Source organism: Roseateles sp. L2-2 (genome assembly GCF_050613215.1).
Classification (GTDB): Bacteria; Pseudomonadota; Gammaproteobacteria; order Burkholderiales; family Burkholderiaceae_C; genus Roseateles; species Roseateles noduli.
In genome coordinates this window covers 5434249-5450147 of the sequence record NZ_CP192509.1, presented here as the reverse complement: position 1 = coordinate 5450147, position 15899 = coordinate 5434249, and the positions used below count along the sequence as shown (strand labels likewise).

16 protein-coding genes are annotated in these 15899 nt (G+C 67.9%); 10 read left to right on the top strand and 6 right to left on the bottom strand.

The features are described 5' to 3' along the window. Window positions 1-17: 17 nt before the first annotated feature. Window positions 18-524, bottom strand: coding sequence for a MarR family winged helix-turn-helix transcriptional regulator (locus ACQZ13_RS24345; protein WP_431048450.1), 507 nt, complete (start codon window positions 522-524; stop codon window positions 18-20). A 141-nt stretch (window positions 525-665) separates the two neighbouring features. Then, window positions 666-2024, bottom strand: a complete 1359-nt coding sequence (locus ACQZ13_RS24340) for an MFS transporter (RefSeq protein ID WP_431048449.1) — start codon at window positions 2022-2024, stop codon at window positions 666-668. A gap of 204 nt (window positions 2025-2228) precedes the next feature. On the opposite strand from ACQZ13_RS24340, the gene cyoA reads away from it, so the two are divergent. From cyoA to ACQZ13_RS24305, 7 genes are all read left to right on the top strand, one after another. Then, on the top strand, window positions 2229-3314 hold the full coding sequence (cyoA, locus tag ACQZ13_RS24335) for a ubiquinol oxidase subunit II (protein ID WP_088406191.1): 1086 nt from the start codon (window positions 2229-2231) through the stop codon (window positions 3312-3314). A 76-nt stretch (window positions 3315-3390) separates the two neighbouring features. Beyond that, complete coding sequence (gene cyoB, locus ACQZ13_RS24330; RefSeq protein ID WP_088406190.1) at window positions 3391-5385, top strand: cytochrome o ubiquinol oxidase subunit I; 1995 nt, start codon at window positions 3391-3393, stop codon at window positions 5383-5385. 22 nt (window positions 5386-5407) lie between these two features. Then, window positions 5408-6031: a cytochrome o ubiquinol oxidase subunit III gene (gene cyoC, locus ACQZ13_RS24325; protein ID WP_088406189.1), complete on the top strand. Its 624-nt coding sequence runs from the start codon at window positions 5408-5410 to the stop codon at window positions 6029-6031. Next, window positions 6028-6441: a cytochrome o ubiquinol oxidase subunit IV gene (gene cyoD / locus ACQZ13_RS24320; protein WP_431048448.1), complete on the top strand. Its 414-nt coding sequence runs from the start codon at window positions 6028-6030 to the stop codon at window positions 6439-6441. The genes cyoC and cyoD overlap by 4 nt, the downstream gene beginning before the upstream one ends. Next, window positions 6441-7199 carry an SURF1 family protein gene (locus ACQZ13_RS24315; RefSeq protein WP_431048447.1) on the top strand — a complete coding sequence of 253 codons (759 nt, stop codon included), beginning with the start codon at window positions 6441-6443 and terminating at the stop codon, window positions 7197-7199. Before cyoD ends, ACQZ13_RS24315 begins: the two co-directional genes overlap by 1 nt. 10 nt (window positions 7200-7209) lie before the next feature. Next, window positions 7210-8619, top strand: coding sequence for an ATP-binding protein (locus tag ACQZ13_RS24310; protein ID WP_431048446.1), 1410 nt, complete (start codon window positions 7210-7212; stop codon window positions 8617-8619). After that, the gene (locus tag ACQZ13_RS24305; RefSeq protein WP_088406185.1) at window positions 8606-9178 is read left to right on the top strand and encodes a response regulator transcription factor; all 573 of its coding nucleotides are present in this window, start codon (window positions 8606-8608) and stop codon (window positions 9176-9178) included. Before ACQZ13_RS24310 ends, ACQZ13_RS24305 begins: the two co-directional genes overlap by 14 nt. A gap of 26 nt (window positions 9179-9204) precedes the next feature. Here the strand turns inward: ACQZ13_RS24305 and ACQZ13_RS24300 are convergent, their stop codons facing one another. The 4 genes from ACQZ13_RS24300 to ACQZ13_RS24285 form a co-directional block, all read right to left on the bottom strand. Next, window positions 9205-9945, bottom strand: a complete 741-nt coding sequence (locus tag ACQZ13_RS24300; RefSeq protein ID WP_431048445.1) for a DUF5131 family protein — start codon at window positions 9943-9945, stop codon at window positions 9205-9207. Window positions 9946-9965: 20 nt separating this feature from the next. Beyond that, on the bottom strand, window positions 9966-10637 hold the full coding sequence (locus ACQZ13_RS24295) for a three-Cys-motif partner protein TcmP (protein ID WP_431048443.1): 672 nt from the start codon (window positions 10635-10637) through the stop codon (window positions 9966-9968). A 205-nt stretch (window positions 10638-10842) separates the two neighbouring features. Continuing rightward, a complete protein-coding gene (locus ACQZ13_RS24290) occupies window positions 10843-11310 on the bottom strand; it encodes a glycine zipper 2TM domain-containing protein (RefSeq protein ID WP_088406184.1) in 468 nt (155 codons plus the stop codon). Between the two features lie 207 nt (window positions 11311-11517). After that, window positions 11518-11958: a winged helix-turn-helix transcriptional regulator gene (locus ACQZ13_RS24285; protein WP_431048442.1), complete on the bottom strand. Its 441-nt coding sequence runs from the start codon at window positions 11956-11958 to the stop codon at window positions 11518-11520. Window positions 11959-12069: 111 nt separating this feature from the next. Between ACQZ13_RS24285 and ACQZ13_RS24280 the strand changes: the two genes are divergently transcribed. From ACQZ13_RS24280 to ACQZ13_RS24270, 3 genes are read left to right on the top strand one after another with little or no spacing between them, the layout of a single operon-like run. Continuing rightward, entirely contained in the window at window positions 12070-12681 is a 612-nt protein-coding gene (locus tag ACQZ13_RS24280; RefSeq protein ID WP_431048441.1) for a (2Fe-2S)-binding protein, read from the top strand. Continuing rightward, window positions 12674-13669 carry an FAD binding domain-containing protein gene (locus tag ACQZ13_RS24275; protein WP_431048440.1) on the top strand — a complete coding sequence of 332 codons (996 nt, stop codon included), beginning with the start codon at window positions 12674-12676 and terminating at the stop codon, window positions 13667-13669. Before ACQZ13_RS24280 ends, ACQZ13_RS24275 begins: the two co-directional genes overlap by 8 nt. 1 nt (window position 13670) lies before the next feature. After that, window positions 13671-15884 (top strand): xanthine dehydrogenase family protein molybdopterin-binding subunit, encoded by a 2214-nt coding sequence (locus ACQZ13_RS24270; protein WP_431048439.1) that lies wholly within the window; start codon window positions 13671-13673, stop codon window positions 15882-15884. The last annotated feature ends 15 nt before the right edge of the window (window positions 15885-15899 follow it).

Below are 15899 nucleotides of genomic sequence, written 5' to 3'. Positions count from 1 at the left end.
TACTGCTCGACTCGGCCTCACTTGCGCCGCGGCGGCACGACCGCCTTCGGCGCGCCGACGCGTTCGGACAGCGTGGCGAAGACGCGCAGCGCGGCTTCGATGTCGGCGTCGGCGATGCCCTCGTAGAGCGCGTTGCGCAGGTCGCGCAGCGTGACCTCGATCTGCTCGCAGGCGCCCGCGCCCAGCGCGGTCAGGTGCAGCGTCTTGGCGCGGCGGTCGCCCGGATCCTCGTGGCGCTCGATGAAACCGCCGGTGATCAACTGGTCCAGCGATCGCGTCAGCGACGGCCCTTCGATGCCCAGCAGCGTCGCGAGCTCGCCCTGGCGCAACCCGTCGCCGCTGCGGCCGATCATCACCAGGGGCCAGGCGAGCGCCTGCGACAGCCCCACGTGTGCCATGGCCAGGTTGGCCCTGGCGCGGTAGGCGCGCTCCAGCACGGGGAGCGTCATGCCGATCGACATCAGCGCCGTTTCGCGGGCGGTGCGCGTCAGGGCGCGCGGCGACTTGGGGTTCGAGGACGTCATGGCCCGCATTCTAATTAGGTAGCTTGCTATCTAATTCAGTGGGGTTATTCAGGCCGCCCACAAAGAAGAACGGCCGATCTCTCGATCGGCCGTTGCTTTTTCGCGTCGCGGGCTGTCAAGCCCGTGTCGCGAGTTCGGGTGTCAGTCCTTGTCCTTCATCGTGAGCATGCGGTTCGTGCGCAACGCCACCAGGGTCACAATCGCACCCGAGAGCAGGTAGGCGGTGACCGCCCACAGCCCGAACTTGGCCGACAGTCCCAGGGCCACCAGCGGGGCGAAGGCCGCGCCGATGATCCAGGCCAGGTCCGAGGTCAGCGCCGCGCCCGTGTAGCGGAAGTGGGGCAGGAAGTTGGACGTCACGGCGCCCGAGGACTGGCCGTAGGACAGCCCCAGCAGCACGAAGCCGACCAGGATGAAGATGTTCTGGCCCATGGTGCCGCTGTCCAGCAGGATGGGGGCGAACAGGCTGAAGATCCCGATCGTCGTGGCCAGCATGCCCAGCGTGCTGCGCCGGCCGATGCGGTCGGCGATCAGCCCGGAGATCGGCATCGCCCCCGCCGCCAGCAGGGCGCCGATGAGCTGCACGACCAGGAACTGGGTGACGTTCTGGTCCCCGTACAGCATCACCCACGACAGCGGGAACACCGTGACGATGTGGAACAGCGCATAGCTGGCCAGCGCCGCGAACGCGCCGATGAACAGGGTGGCGCCCTGCTGCTCGAACAGCTCGTCGACGTCGCAGGGGTCGAGCTCATGCTCCTCGAGGTTCTTCTCGTACTCGTGCGTCACGACCAGGCGCAGCCGGGCGAACAGCGCCACCACGTTGATCGCGAAGGCCGCGAAGAACGGGAAGCGCCAGCCCCAGCTCAGGAAGTCGATGGTGGCCAGGCTGCTCCACAGGTAGGCGTAGAGCGCCGCGGCGATCAGGAAGCCGATGGGCGCACCCAGCTGCCCCAGCATCGCGTACCAGCCCCGGCGTCCCGGCGGGGCGTTCAGCGCCAGCAGCGAGGGCAGGCCGTCCCAGGAGCCGCCCAGGGCCAGGCCTTGACCGATCCGGCACAGCGCCAGCAGCCCGATGGCCGCGCCGCCCCAGGTGTTGAACCCGGGCAGCACGGCGATCGTGCAGGTCGAGATGCCCAGCAGGAACAGCGCCACCGTCAGCTTCACGCTGCGGCCGAAGCGCCGCTGGATCTCCATCCCCACCAGCGTGCCGATCGGGCGCACCACGAAGGCCAGCGCCAGCAGCGCGAAGGCGTACAGCGTACCCTCCAGCCGCTCCATGTGCGGGAAGAAGATCGAGGGGAAGACCAGGACCGAGGCGATGCCGTAGACGAAGAAGTCGAAGTACTCCGACGCCCGCCCGATGATCACGCCCACCGCGATGTCGCCCGGGGCGACCGCGTCCTGCTCCTCTTTCGTCGCCACCCCGTTGCCTCGCGGCAGCGGTTGGCCCACGGTCGCCAGGTGTTGCCCGGCTGTCGGAAGGGTGCTGCTGTTCATACGTCTCCTACCTGGGACAAAATGTCCAATAGTTAGCTTTGGTCAATCGGGCAAAATCTGCGCCCGGCGTGCAACGGTCGACAAGTGTCGTTTTCCCCTTTATCGCTTTCCCTTCGGAAGAAACCCCACCAGGTTTTGGACGACGGGATCCCACGGCGAGGAGGGGGTTCCGCGTGAACTACGCCTGATGGTCTGCTGAGTCCCATGTACCTCAAAGCATCTGCAAAAACAAGTCTCGCCGGCCCCATCCGGTCACTGGCCCGTCTCGGGCTGCTGGCCCTGGCGCTGCCCCTCACCGCCTGCAACATGGTCGTGATGAAACCTTCGGGCGACATCGCGAACCAGCAGGCGCAGCTCATCGTCGCATCGACGCTGCTGATGCTGCTGATCATCGTCCCGGTGATCATCCTCACGCTGGTCTTCGCCTTCCGCTACCGCGCGTCCAACACCCAGGCGACCTACTCGCCGGAGTGGGACCACTCCACGCGGCTGGAACTGATCATCTGGGGCGCGCCCCTGCTGATCATCATCGCGCTGGGCGCGATGACCTGGATCAGCACCCACAAGCTGGACCCCTTCCGCCCGCTGGAGCGGCTGGACGCGCAGCGCGCCATCCCCGCCGGGGTCGAGCCGCTGAACGTCGAGGTCGTCGCGCTGGACTGGAAGTGGCTGTTCATCTATCCGGACCAGGGCGTGGCGACCGTCAACGAACTCGTCGCGCCGGTGGATCGCCCGATCCACTTCAAGATCAGCTCGTCGACCGTGATGAACGCGTTCTACGTGCCCGCCATGGCCGGCATGATCTACGCGATGCCCGGCATGCAGAGCCAGCTCCACGCCGTGATCAACAAGCCCGGCGTGTATGACGGTTTCTCGTCGAACTTCAGCGGCGACGGCTTCTCGCACATGCGCTTCAAATTCCACGGCCTGAGCAACGACGAGTTCGCCGCCTGGGTCGAGCGCAACAAGGCCGACGGCGTCGCGCTGACCAAGGAGCTGTACCTCGACCTCGAGAAGCCGACCGAGCGTCAGCCGGTGCGCCGCTTCTCCAGCGTCGCGCCCGGCCTGTTCGACGCGGTCGTCAATCGCTGCGTCGACGGCTCCAAGATGTGCATGGGCCAGATGATGGCCATCGACGCGGCCGGCGGCGGCGGCAAGGGCGCCATCGACGGCCTGGCCAGCAAGCCCTGGAGCAACGAGCAGAAGCGGATCTTCGTGGCCGCGCTGTGCACGCCTGACAACGCGGGGCAGTACGCCTCGCAGTGGCAGGCCTCGGCCACCCGTAACTGATCGGCGTCCCCGGCGCATCGACTGCGAACTGCCGTGACCAGCGGCGCCGGGATCGCAAGCACTACCGAGATCCAAGATGATTGACCTTCAAAAGCTCATCTTCGGGCGCCTCAGCCTAGAGGCACTCCCGTTGCACGAGCCGATCCTGATCGGCACCTTCGCCATGGTGGCGCTGGGCGGCCTGGTCGTCCTCGCGCTGATGACCAAGTTCCGCCTGTGGGGCCCCTTCTGGCGCGACTGGGTGACCAGCATCGACCACAAGAAGATCGGCATCATGTACATCGTGCTGGGCCTGGTCATGCTGCTGCGCGGCTTCGCCGACGCGCTCATGATGCGCGCGCAGCAGGCCATCGCCTTCGGCGACCAGCTGGGCTTCCTGCCCCCGCACCACTACGACCAGGTCTTCACCGCCCACGGCGTGATCATGATCTTCTTCGTGGCGATGCCGCTGATCACGGGCTTCATGAACTACGTCGTGCCGCTGCAGATCGGCGCGCGCGACGTGGCCTTCCCGTTCCTGAACAACTTCAGCTTCTGGATGACCACCGGCGGCGCCGTGCTGTGCATGGCCTCGCTGTTCGTCGGTGAATTCGCGCGCACCGGCTGGCTGGCCTATCCGCCGCTGTCGGGACTGCTGGCCAGTCCGGGCGTGGGGGTGGACTACTACATCTGGTCGCTGCAGGTGGCGGGTGTCGGCACCACGCTCTCGGGCATCAACCTGATCGCGACCATCATCAAGATGCGCGCGCCGGGCATGACCATGATGAAGATGCCGGTCTTCACCTGGACCTCGCTGTGCTCCAACATCCTGATCGTGGCCTCGTTCCCGATCCTGACCGCGGCCCTGGCGCTGCTGTCGCTGGACCGTTACGCCGGCACCAACTTCTTCACGACCGATCTTGGCGGCAACGCCATGATGTACATCAACCTGATCTGGATCTGGGGCCACCCCGAGGTCTACATCCTGGTGCTGCCGGCCTTCGGCATCTTCTCTGAAGTGGTCTCCACCTTCAGTCAGAAGAAGCTGTTCGGCTACGCGTCCATGGTCTACGCGACCGTCGTGATCACCATCCTGTCCTACCTCGTGTGGCTGCACCACTTCTTCACGATGGGATCGGGGGCCAGCGTCAACTCGTTCTTCGGCATCACGACGATGATCATCTCGATCCCGACGGGCGCGAAGATCTTCAACTGGCTGTTCACGATGTACCGCGGCCGCATCAAGTTCGAGGTCCCGATGTACTGGACCGTCGGCTTCATGGTCACCTTCGTGATCGGCGGCATGACGGGCGTGCTGCTGGCGGTGCCGCCGGCCGACTTCGTGCTGCACAACTCGCTGTTCCTGATCGCCCACTTCCACAACGTGATCATCGGCGGCGTGCTGTTCGGCCTGCTGGCGGGCATCTCGTTCTGGTTCCCCAAGGCCTTCGGCTACAAGCTGGATCCGTTCTGGGGCAAGTGCTCGTTCTGGTTCTGGCAGATCGGCTTCTTCGTGGCCTTCACGCCGCTGTACGTCCTGGGCCTGATGGGCGTGACGCGCCGCATGAGCCACTTCGACGACCCGTCGTTCCAGATCTGGTTCCAGATCGCCGCCTTCGGCGCGCTGCTGATCGCAGCCGGCATCGGCAGCTTCCTGATCCAGCTGGTGGTGAGCTACTTCAAGCGCGACCAGCTGCGCGACTTCGACGGCGATCCGTGGCAGGGCCGCACGCTGGAGTGGTCGACCTCGTCGCCCCCGCCGCAGTACAACTTCGCGTTCACGCCGGTGGTCCACGACCACGACGCGTGGCACGACATGAAGACCCGCGGTCACCAGCGTCCGGTCGCCGGCTTCAAGGAGATCCACATGCCGAAGAACACCGGCGCCGGCGTGATCCTGGCCGGCCTGTCGACGCTGTTCGGCTTCGCCCTGATCTGGCACATGTGGCTGGTGGCGGGTGTCGCCTTCGCGGTGACGGTGATCGCCGCGATCGTCCACACCTTCAACTACAAGCGCGACTACTACATCCCCGCGGATGAAGTGGCCCGCACGGAAGAAGCCCGCACCAAGGTGCTGGCCGCCCAGGCCTGATTCCGCAGCGAGCGAACTCCAAATGCAAGCAACGACCCTGACGAACAACACCGGCGCGCCGGTGTTCTACGACAACGGCGACCATCACCCGCAGCACGGCACGCTGCTCGGGTTCTGGATCTACCTGATGAGCGACTGCCTCATCTTCGCGGTGCTGTTCGCGACGTATGCGGTGCTGGGCCGCAGCTACGCGGCCGGCCCGTCGGGCGCCGACCTCTTCGACCTGCCGCTGGTGGCGCTGAACACCGGTTTCCTGCTGCTCTCTTCGATCACCTATGGCTTCGCCATGATCAAGATGCTGGGCAACAAGAAGACCGGCACGCTGGCCTGGCTGGCGGTCACCGGCGTGCTCGGCCTGTGCTTCCTGGCGGTGGAACTCTATGAGTTCGCGCACCTGATCCATGAAGGCGCGGGTCCGCAGCGCAGCGCGTTCCTGTCCTCCTTCTTCACGCTGGTCGGCACGCACGGCCTGCACGTCACCTTCGGCTGCATCTGGCTGGTGACGCTGATGATCCAGGTCTCCAAGCTGGGCCTGACCAAGGAGAACAAGCGCCGCCTGATCTGCCTGTCGATGTTCTGGCACTTCCTGGACGTGATCTGGATCGGTGTCTTCACCTTCGTTTATCTGATGGGAGTGCTGCCGTGAGCAACAACCACCAACACGACCACGGCCACGGTCATGACGACCACGGCCACGGCGGTCACGGTCACGACGACCACGAAGACGTCGGCTACCACGCCACCGTCAAGGGCTACCTGATCGGCTTCATCCTGTCGCTGATCCTGACGGCGATCCCGTTCTTCCTGGTGATGACGAAGTCGATCTCGTCGTCGGCGGCGATGGGCATCGTGCTGCTGGGCTTCGCGGCCGTGCAGATCGTGGTCCACATGGTCTATTTCCTGCACATGAACTCGAAGGTCGAAGGCGGCTGGTCCATGCTGTCGCTGATCTTCACGATCGCCGTCGTGGTGATCATGCTGGCCGGCTCGATCTGGGTGATGTTCCACCTGAACAGCAACATGATGCCGGTCCACGACATGCGCAACATGCCCTGATGACCGAGTTCCACCCGGAACCGCTGCGGCCGCGCCGCGGCATCGCCTTCTGGGCGTTGCTGCTGGGCGCGGCCCTTTCGTTTGTGTTGTTCGTTTTCCTTGGCGTCTGGCAGGTGCAGCGGCTGGCCTGGAAGGAAGACCTGATCGCACGGCTGGACAAGCGCCTGGCGGCGGCGCCCGAGCGCGCGCCCGGCGCGGACCGCTGGGACGCGATCACGAAGGACGGCGACGAGTACCGCAAGGTCGTGCTCACCGGCAGCTTCGACCATTCGCGCGAGACGCTGGTGGGCGCGAGCACCGAGTTGGGCACCGGCTACTGGGTGCTCACGCCGCTGCGCACCGAGCGCGGCGACTGGGTGCTGGTGAACCGCGGCTTCGTGCCGCCGGAGTTCAAGACCCGCGCGTCGCGCACGGCGTCGGAGACGCAGGGCGAGGACCGCGTCGTCGGCCTGCTGCGGCTGACGGAGCCGGGCGGCAGCCTGCTGCGCAAGAACGAGCCGGCGCAGGACCGCTGGTACTCGCGCGACGTCGAGGCGATCGCCAAGGCGCGCCAGGTCGTCGAGGGCCCGGTGGCGCCGTACTTCGTCGACGCCGCCGCGGCGGACGACCAGACGCAATGGCCGCGCGGCGGGTTGACGGTGGTGCGCTTCAACAACCATCACCTGCAGTACGCGCTGACCTGGTTCGCCATGGCGGCGATGCTCGCGGGCGTGGGCTTCTGGCTGTGGCGTTTTGATCGTCGCCGCACGACGGACTGAGGCCGCGACGATGCCCTTGAGCCGTCCCGATCCGGACGACGACCACCCCGACGACAGCCGCTACCTGGACGGCGCGGCGGGGGCGCTGGGCATCGAGGACTCGTCGGGCGAGGGCGCGCTGCAGGCCGGCCGCAACAACCTGCAGCAGCTGGTGCAGCTGCGCTGGCTGGCGGCGGCGGGGCAGTTCGGCACGGTGCTGTCGGTGCACTTCGCGCTGCACATCCGGCTGCCGATGCCGGAGATGCTGACGCTGCTGGCGGTCCTGGTGCTGTTCAACGTGGCCTGCTGGCTGCGCACGCGCTGGGTGCCGAGCGTGCGCAACGCCGAGCTCTTCGCCGGCCTGCTGGTGGACATCGCGGTGCTGAGCGGCCAGCTGTACTACAGCGGCGGTGTCACCAACCCCTTCATCTTCCTGTTCCTGCTGCAGATCGCGGTGGGCGCGGTGCTGCTGCCCTCGCGCTACATCTGGTTCACGGTGGCGGTGACGGGCGGCTGCTTCGTCGCGCTGACGCAGTGGCACCTGCCGCTGCTGGTGCCGGACATGGAAGGGCTGGCGCTGCCGACGCACTACATCGGCGGCCTGCTGATCTGCTTCGCGATCAACGCGGCGCTGCTGGTGATCTTCATCCAGCGCATCGGGCGCAACCTGCGCCAGCGCGACGCGCGCCTGGCCGACCTGCGCCAGCGCGCGGCCGAGGAGGAGCACATCGTCCGCATGGGCCTGCTGGCCTCGGGTGCGGCGCACGAGCTGGGCACGCCGCTGGCGACGCTGTCGGTGATCCTGGGCGACTGGTCGCGGATGGCGCCGTTCGCCGGCGATCCGGAGCTGCGCGAGGAGATCGAGGAGATGCAGATCCAGCTGCGCCGCTGCAAGGCGATCGTCAGCGGGATCCTGATGTCGGCGGGCGAGCTGCGCGGCGAGGCGCCGACGGTGACGACGCTGCAGGCCTTCCTCGACGAACTGGCCGAGCACTGGCGCGCGACGCGGCCGCATCACGGCCTGGAGTACCTGCCGTCACCGGACCTGCCGAAGGTGCGCATCGTGTCGGACGTCGGGCTCAAGCAGATGATCGACAACGTGCTGGACAACGCGCTGGAGGCGGCGCCGGGTCGCCCGGTGTCGCTGCGCGCGCTGGCCGAGGACGGCGAGCTGGTGCTGCGCGTGAGCGATCGCGGGTCCGGCTTCCTGCCGGAGATGCTGGAGCGCTTCGGCAAGCCCTATCAATCGAGCAAGGGCCGGGCGGGCGGCGGGCTGGGCCTGTTCCTCGCGCTGAACGTCGTGCGCTCGCTGGGCGGGAAGCTGCAGGCGCGCAACCGGCTGGCGGAGGAGGGCGGCGGTGCCGAGGTGGAAATCCGGATGCCCCTGTCCGCGCTGGCGCCCCTGGGACTGCCTGACAATGCTGCCCATGACCACGGATGACCTCGCCGCGGATACCGACCGCCTGCTGCTGATCGTCGAGGACGACGATGCGTTCGCGCGCACGCTGTCGCGCTCCTTCGAGCGCCGCGGCTACCAGGTGCTGCGCGCGACCAGCGTGGAGCAGGTGCAGAAGCTGCTGGCCGACCGCGGGCCGGAGGAGGCGCCGGAGTACGCGGTCGTCGACCTGAAGCTGGCGGGCGGCGGCTCGGGGCTGGCCTGCGTGCAGACGCTGCACGAGCACGATCAGGAGATGGTGATCGTGGTGCTGACCGGCTACGCGAGCATCGCGACGGCGGTGGAGGCGATCAAGCTGGGCGCGCGGCACTACCTCGCGAAGCCGGCGAACACCGACGACATCGAGGCCGCGTTCTCGCGCGCGCAGGGCGATGCCGAGGTCGAGGTCACCGACCGCGCGACCACGTCCATCAAGACGCTGGAGTGGGAACACATCCACGAGACGCTGGCGGCGACGGACTTCAACATCTCGGAGACCGCGCGGCGGCTCGGCATGCACCGGCGCACGCTGGCGCGCAAGCTGGAGAAGCAGCGGGTGAAATAGGACGAGCGCCTCGTCCCTGCGGAATCTTAGGGCGCCGTGGCGGGCATCTCGTCCCAAGTGCGTCCTTCGAGCACGCGACCGTTGGCCGACTTGGCACGCCGCTTCCCATCGGCGCCCCAACCGCCCCATTGTTTGAAGAAGAAGGCGACCCCCTGAGCCTCGCATTGTTGCTGCACGGCCAGCGCCCAGGCCTTTTTCATCGGCCTGGCTTTCGGCCCCGACTCGCCGCCGACGATCACCCAATGCATGTCGCTCAGGTCTATCGAACCAAGGTCCTCTAGCAGCGGTTCAACCGAAAGGAATCGAATCGACGCCGGCACCTTCCGGAGTTGATCGATGCGCGGCAGACCATATTTCCGGTCCTCCACGGAGACGCCGATCCACGCATTGCGCGGCACCGGATGCGTTGAGAAGAAGGCGGCCAGACGGTCGGCGCGCTTGGTGAGGATCTGGTAAGTGTGCTGCGGCGTCCGGGCGATGACGTCGAAAACCTGGGTGATGAACGCATCCGGGATCTCGTCGTGGAAGAGGTCGGACATCGAGTTCACGAAGTACACCGTCGGCTTCTTTCGACCGAGAGGGTCCTCGAGCCGATCGGGGAGCAGCGTGAGTTCGAAGCCGTTGGCGTAGCCCGATGCGCGCATGGCCTGCAGGCGCCGCGCCATCACTTCGGCGTAGCAGTGCTTGCATCCGGGGGAGATCTTGGTGCATCCGACCGTCGGATTCCACGTGCGTTCGGTCCATTCGATGCGGCTGACAGTGGTCATGAAGCAGTCCAGGCGATTGATCAGAAGGGTAGCGACAGGTTGGGACTCTTTGCGACGTCGTTCCAGATCCGTTCCGGGAACGGATTCCTGCTGAAGAAGACCAGGCGGTAAATCGCTCGGCCTTCGGATTCGATCAGCGGCATCACGTCGCTGATCGTCATGCCGAGTCCACGAATCTTCCCGCACCAGTAGTCGAAGAACCAGTCCTTGAGGCTCGCTTTCGACAAACCGTTCGGCATGTTGAGGCGCCAATCGGGCGCGGCCTCAGCGAACCGATCACGCTTGGGATCGAGTTCCATGTCGACATTGCGTGTCAGGTCCATGAGGCTGAAGTGCACGGCGAAGTCCACGCACTTCAAGCGGCTCAGTTGCTCGAGATCGCCCACGAAGACATGCGTGAAAGGACACCCCGAGGCGACGGACTGCCGCCATGCCACGATCGCGCCGCCGTCGCGAGTGTCCTGCTCCCCCTTTATCTGAACGCGGCCGGGGCCGCAGAACGGGTCGATCAGGACACGACGCGGGAACTTCGTCTGGGCCTTGCGCGTGCCGTCGATGTATTTCGCCAGGCAGGTGTGCTTGATTTCGGGAACCCACCATCCCACTCCCTCGTCGGCGGGCCCGCGTTCAACGGGCATTCCGGGGCAGGGGTCAGGATGGCGGGGCAGGATGAAGGAGGTACGTTTGTTCATCCCGCCAAGTTCTGCAGGAGGTTCTCCGAGAACAAACCCAAAGCATTGCTGAAGAACCTCTTTCATCCACACTTCTAAGGAAGAGCGATGACTGCAATGGAGGTCTGAGTCGCGATCAGCTCGCTGATGTCAGAACCAGAAACGACAGAAGGGGCCGCGAGGCCCCTTCGTCGTGATGAGCGAGCAACGCTCGCCTGAGCAGCGCTCAGTTCGTGCGCGTCGCCGCCGGCGCGCGCATCACGCGCGACTTGCCGCCGGTGGTGACGATGATCACCGGCTCGCCGGAGGCGAAGTTCTCGTTGCCTTGCGCCTGGACGATCGCGCGGCGTTCGCCGTTGCGCAGCTGCAGCAGGATCTCGACGGCCTGTTCCTTCGTCGTGCTGCGCTCCACCGCATTGCCCAGCGCCGCGCCGGCCACCGCGCCCAGCACGCCGACGATCACGCCCTCGCGGCTGCCGCCGACGCTGCCGCCGGCCACGCCGCCCGCCACCGCGCCCGCGACGGCACCGACGCCGCTCTGCGAGCCGTCCACCGTCACCGGACGCCAGGACAGCACCGTGGCGTCCTGCACCTGCGACAGGCGCTGCGCGTCGCCGCGCTGGACCACGTCGGGATTCGTCGTCGTGCAGGCGGCCAGGGCCACCACCATCGTGGCAATCAGCAGCTTCTTCATCTCAGTTCTCCAATCGATGCACGGCCAACGAACAACCGGAGGTCCGGGTTGACCACGCAACAAGTCTTTACCTCGCCGCCATCGGCCCCGCCGCCCGTCAAGGCGGCACAGGGAGACTCTACCGCAGGCGGCTTTGGGGGCTCTTAAGCAGGGACGGACGACTGCACCGTCGACACGGGCAAATCCTTCGCCCGGCGAAGGACGGGCTCAGGCGCTCCGGGCGGCCTTGCCGTCGGTGCGCGATGCGAAGCGCTGCCGCGCCTGTGCAATCTCGTCCCGATGGCGCTCGGCCCATTGCCACACGCCACACAGCGCGCGGCTCAATTCGCGTCCCAGCGACGTCAGCTCGTACTCCACGCGAGGCGGCACCTCCGCATGCACCGTGCGCGTGAGCAGGCCGTCCTCCTCCATCCCGCGCAGCACCTGCGTCAGCACCTTCTGGCTCACTGCCCCGACGCGTTGCCGGACCTCGGTGAAACGCAGCCGTCCATGCTCCGTCAGCACCTCCAGCGCGATGAGCGACCACTTGTCCGCGACCCTGCCGATGATGTCGCGGACCACGGCCTCGATCTCGGGATCCAGCGGCTCGCCGCTGTGGGGATGAACGAAGTGATGCGAGGAAGCGGCAGGGGAGGTCGGTGTGGTCACGGCGGGGTCCAAAGGTTACCGGCGGGTAATCAGGCGCCCGAAAAGTGCGTACTTCACAGGCTCTTCACGCGCCTCTAGGCTCGCGCATTCCCCCTGTCGAAGGACCCTCCGATGAGCGACTCCTCCTCCGCCACGACCCTCGATCGCCGAGCGTTCATGGTAACCACCGCGAGCGTTGCGGGTCCAGCGCTGACCGCTGGATGCGCCGCGTCCGGTCCCGCCGCGGCACCGCCCACGAGTGCGCCGCGCTGCGAGGTCGTGGTCAACGGCCGTCCGCATTCGCTGCGGATCGAGGCGCGCGCCTCGCTGCTGGACGTGCTGCGCGAAGACCTGCAGCTGACCGGCACCAAGAAGGGCTGCGACCACGGCCAGTGCGGCGCCTGCACCGTGCACATCGACGGCCGCCGCGTGGCGTCGTGCCTGACGCTGGCGGCGAAGTGCGACGGCCGCGAGGTCCGCACGATCGAAGGGCTGGAGCGCGCCGACGGCGCGCTGCACGTGATGCAGCAGGCCTTCATCGATCACGACGCGCTGCAATGCGGCTACTGCACGCCCGGCCAGATCATGGCCGCCATCGCCTGCGTGCGCGAAGGCCATGCGCAGACCGACGACCAGATCCGCGAATACATGAGCGGCAACCTCTGTCGATGCGGCGCCTATGTCGCCATCCTCGAAGCGGTGCGCGACGGCGCCCAGCGGATGAAGGGAGGCGACCATGCGTGACTTCAGCTACGGCAGCCCGGACAGCGCGAACGCCGTGCTGGCGCGCCGCGCCGCGGACGAGGCGCCCGGCCTGCGCTACCTCGGCGGCGGCACCACGCTCTTCGACCTGATGAAGCTGAACGTCGAGGCGCCCACCGCGCTGATCGACGTGACGCGCTGCCAGGACCTGCGCACCATCGACCTCGGCCGCAGCGAATGGCGCTTCGGCGCCGGCATGACGATGGGCGAGATCGCCGACCACGAGCGCGTGCGCAGCGAATTCCCCGCGCTCAGCGAGTCGCTGTGGAAAGCCGCGTCGCAGCAGATCCGCAACATGGCCACGCTGGGCGGCAACCTGCTGCAGCGCACCCGTTGCGCCTACTTCCGCGGCACGCCCGCCTATCCCTGCAACAAGCGCGAGCCCGGCTCCGGCTGCTCGGCGCTGGAGGGCGCCAACCGCGGCCATGCGCTGTTCGGCGGCAGCCCCCAGTGCGTCGCGACCTATCCCGGCGACCTCGCCATCGCGCTGATCGCCTTCGACGCGGTGGTCGACCTGCGCAGCCCGCGCGGCGCGCGCAGCGTCCCGTTCGGCGAGTTGCATCGCGAGCCCGGCGACACGCCGCACCTGGACACGCAGCTGGCGCCCGATGAACTGATCGTGGCGATCCGCATCCCGCGCTCGCCGGCGATGAAGGCCTCGGTCTATCACAAGGTCCGCGACCGGGAGTCCTACGCCTTCGCGCTGGTGTCGGCCGCCGTCGGCCTGCAGATGGCGGCGGGGCAGGTCATCGACGTGCGCATCGGGCTGGGCGGCGTCGCCACGCGGCCCTGGCGCGCCGTCGCGGCGGAGCGCCACCTGCGTGGTCGCGCGCTGACTCGCGAATCGGCGCGTCAGGCGGCCGAGCTGGTCTTCGCCGACGCGCGGCCGCTGCCGCACAACCGCTTCAAGGTCGCGCTCGGGATCGACACGCTCACCGACGCGCTGATGCAATCCAAGGAAAGGCTCTGACATGGCGACGTCTTCCTCCTCCCGACGCCGCGAAGGCCCCGAGCGCGTCGATGCACGCGACAAGGTGCGCGGCGCGACGCGTTATGCGGCCGATCAAGTCCCCGCCGGCGTGCTGCATGCCGCGCTGGTGCCGGCGCCCGTCGGCCGTGGGCGCATCGACGCGATCGACATCGCCGCGGCGGAACGCGTGCCGGGCGTGCGGCTCGTGCTCACGCACGCCAACATCGGGCCCTTGCAGGGTGCCGGTTTCCTGATGGGCGGCGGCTTCGGCTTCCAGAGCCTGCAGCCGCTGGCGAGCGCCGACGTGGCCTATCGCGGCCAGTACATCGCGCTGGTCGTCGCGGACTCGCTCGAGGCCGCGCGTGAAGGCGCGTGGCGCGTCTCGGCGCGCATCACGCCGGCTCCGGTCGCCGCCACGCCGGAGTCGCCCGGCGCTCAGACGATCGGGCAGCCTGCGGCGCTGCCGCTCCCGTTCCTCGCCGACAAGCGCCTCGGCGACGCGGACGCGGCCTTCGCGCAGGCGCCGGTGCGCATCGACGTCACGGCGCAGATGCCGGCGCAGCATCAGAACCCGATGGAGCTGATCGCCACGCTGGCGCTGTGGGACGGCGACACGCTGGTCGTCCACGAACCCACGCAGAACGCCGAGTCCGTGCGCCACGGCCTGGCGCGTCAGCTCGGCCTGCCGCCGTCGGCGGTGCGCGTCATGTCGCCGACGATTGGCGGCGGCTTCGGTCAGAAGAACTCGCTGCAATCGCAGACGGTGCTGGTCGCCATCGCCGCGCGCCGGCTGGGTCGGCCGGTGAAGCTGGTCGTGCCGCGCGCGCTGCTCTTCCACAACAGCTCCTTCCGGCCGCGCAGCGTGCAGCGCGTGCGCCTGGGCGCCGACCGGCAGGGGCGCGTGCTGGCCGCGATCCACGAGACGGACCAGCAGACCTCGCGTCACGACTTCTTCCCCTCGACCGGCAGCGACACCACCGCGCGGCTCTACGACATCAGGCACTTCCGCAGCGCCGACCGGCTGATCCGCACCGACGTCCAGACGCCGGGGTTCATGCGCGGCCCGCACGAGCATCCTTCGGTCTTCGCCTTCGAACTCGCCATGGATGAGCTGGCGACCGCCACCGGCATCGATCCGGTCGCGCTGCGGCTGCTGAACGACGGCACCGCCGATCCGCTGACCGGCAAGCCGTATTCGTCGCGCCACGTGGGTGCCTGCCTGCGACGTGGGGCCGATCTGATCGGCTGGAAACGCCGCAGCGCAGCGCCGCGCTCGATGACGCTGCCTGACGGCACGCTGGTGGGCCTGGGCGTGGCGATCGGCGCCTACAAGGCCGCTTCCGCGCCCGCACGGGCCCATGTGCGGCTGGAGGCCTCCGGCCGCCTGCAGGTGTCGGTGGGCGGCCATGAGATGGGTCAGGGCATGCGCACCGCGATCGCCACCAGCGTGGCGCGCCTGACCGGCGCACCGGTCGGTGCCATCGAGATCCGCATCGGCGACACGCAGGTCGCGCCGCAGCACGTCACGGCCGGGTCGTGGGGCACGGCCACCGCGCTGCCGGCCGTCGAGGAGGCGTGCCGTCGGCTGATGGAGGACCTGCGCGCCAAGGCCGGTGCGAACGGCGGCGGCAGCCTGCTCGACCTGCTGAAGGCCAGTGGACAGGAGGTCGCGGAAGCTCGCAGCCAGACGCGCGCGCCGGGGCAGCCGGAGCAGGTCTTCGGTCGCCTGGACGGCGGCCTGCCCGCGGCGGCGGGACCGGTGTATCCGGACTTCGTCGCGTTCAGCTACGCCGCCCACTTCATCGAGGTCCACGTCGAACCGACCACGCGCCGCATCCGTGTCGCGCGGTGTGCCAGCGTCATCGATTGCGGTCGCGTCATCAGCCGTCGCACCGCGCGCAGCCAGGTCGAAGGCGGCGTGGTCTGGGGCATCGGCGCCTCGCTGCGCGAGATCAGCGAAGTGGACCCGCGTCACGGCGGGTTCCTCAACGCCGATCTGGCGGAGTACGTGATCCCGGTCGCCGCCGACATCGGCCGCATCGATGTGGACTTCATCGACGAGCCCGATCCCAGGCTCAATCCGCAGGGCGTGAAGGGCCTGGGCGAGGTCGTGATGGTGGGCGTGGCCGCGGCGGTCGCCAACGCGGTGTTCCACGCGACGGGCCGGCGCGTGCGGCATCTGCCGATCCGCGTGGAGGACCTCTACGAGGCATGAAGGACCTCAAGGACC

Bases quoted from the DNA above. Each gene is read 5' to 3' on its own strand.
- ACQZ13_RS24345 (WP_431048450.1), bottom strand. From the start codon at position 524: ATGACGTCCTCGAACCCCAAGTCGCCGCGCGCCCTGACGCGCACCGCC.
- ACQZ13_RS24340 (WP_431048449.1), bottom strand. From the start codon at position 2,024: ATGAACAGCAGCACCCTTCCGACAGCCGGGCAACACCTGGCGACCGTG.
- cyoA (WP_088406191.1), top strand. From the start codon at position 2,229: ATGTACCTCAAAGCATCTGCAAAAACAAGTCTCGCCGGCCCCATCCGG.
- cyoB (WP_088406190.1), top strand. From the start codon at position 3,391: ATGATTGACCTTCAAAAGCTCATCTTCGGGCGCCTCAGCCTAGAGGCA.
- cyoC (WP_088406189.1), top strand. From the start codon at position 5,408: ATGCAAGCAACGACCCTGACGAACAACACCGGCGCGCCGGTGTTCTAC.
- ACQZ13_RS24315 (WP_431048447.1), top strand. From the start codon at position 6,441: ATGACCGAGTTCCACCCGGAACCGCTGCGGCCGCGCCGCGGCATCGCC.
- ACQZ13_RS24310 (WP_431048446.1), top strand. From the start codon at position 7,210: ATGCCCTTGAGCCGTCCCGATCCGGACGACGACCACCCCGACGACAGC.
- ACQZ13_RS24305 (WP_088406185.1), top strand. From the start codon at position 8,606: ATGACCACGGATGACCTCGCCGCGGATACCGACCGCCTGCTGCTGATC.
- ACQZ13_RS24300 (WP_431048445.1), bottom strand. From the start codon at position 9,945: ATGACCACTGTCAGCCGCATCGAATGGACCGAACGCACGTGGAATCCG.
- ACQZ13_RS24295 (WP_431048443.1), bottom strand. From the start codon at position 10,637: ATGAACAAACGTACCTCCTTCATCCTGCCCCGCCATCCTGACCCCTGC.
- ACQZ13_RS24290 (WP_088406184.1), bottom strand. From the start codon at position 11,310: ATGAAGAAGCTGCTGATTGCCACGATGGTGGTGGCCCTGGCCGCCTGC.
- ACQZ13_RS24280 (WP_431048441.1), top strand. From the start codon at position 12,070: ATGAGCGACTCCTCCTCCGCCACGACCCTCGATCGCCGAGCGTTCATG.
- ACQZ13_RS24275 (WP_431048440.1), top strand. From the start codon at position 12,674: ATGCGTGACTTCAGCTACGGCAGCCCGGACAGCGCGAACGCCGTGCTG.
- ACQZ13_RS24270 (WP_431048439.1), top strand. From the start codon at position 13,671: ATGGCGACGTCTTCCTCCTCCCGACGCCGCGAAGGCCCCGAGCGCGTC.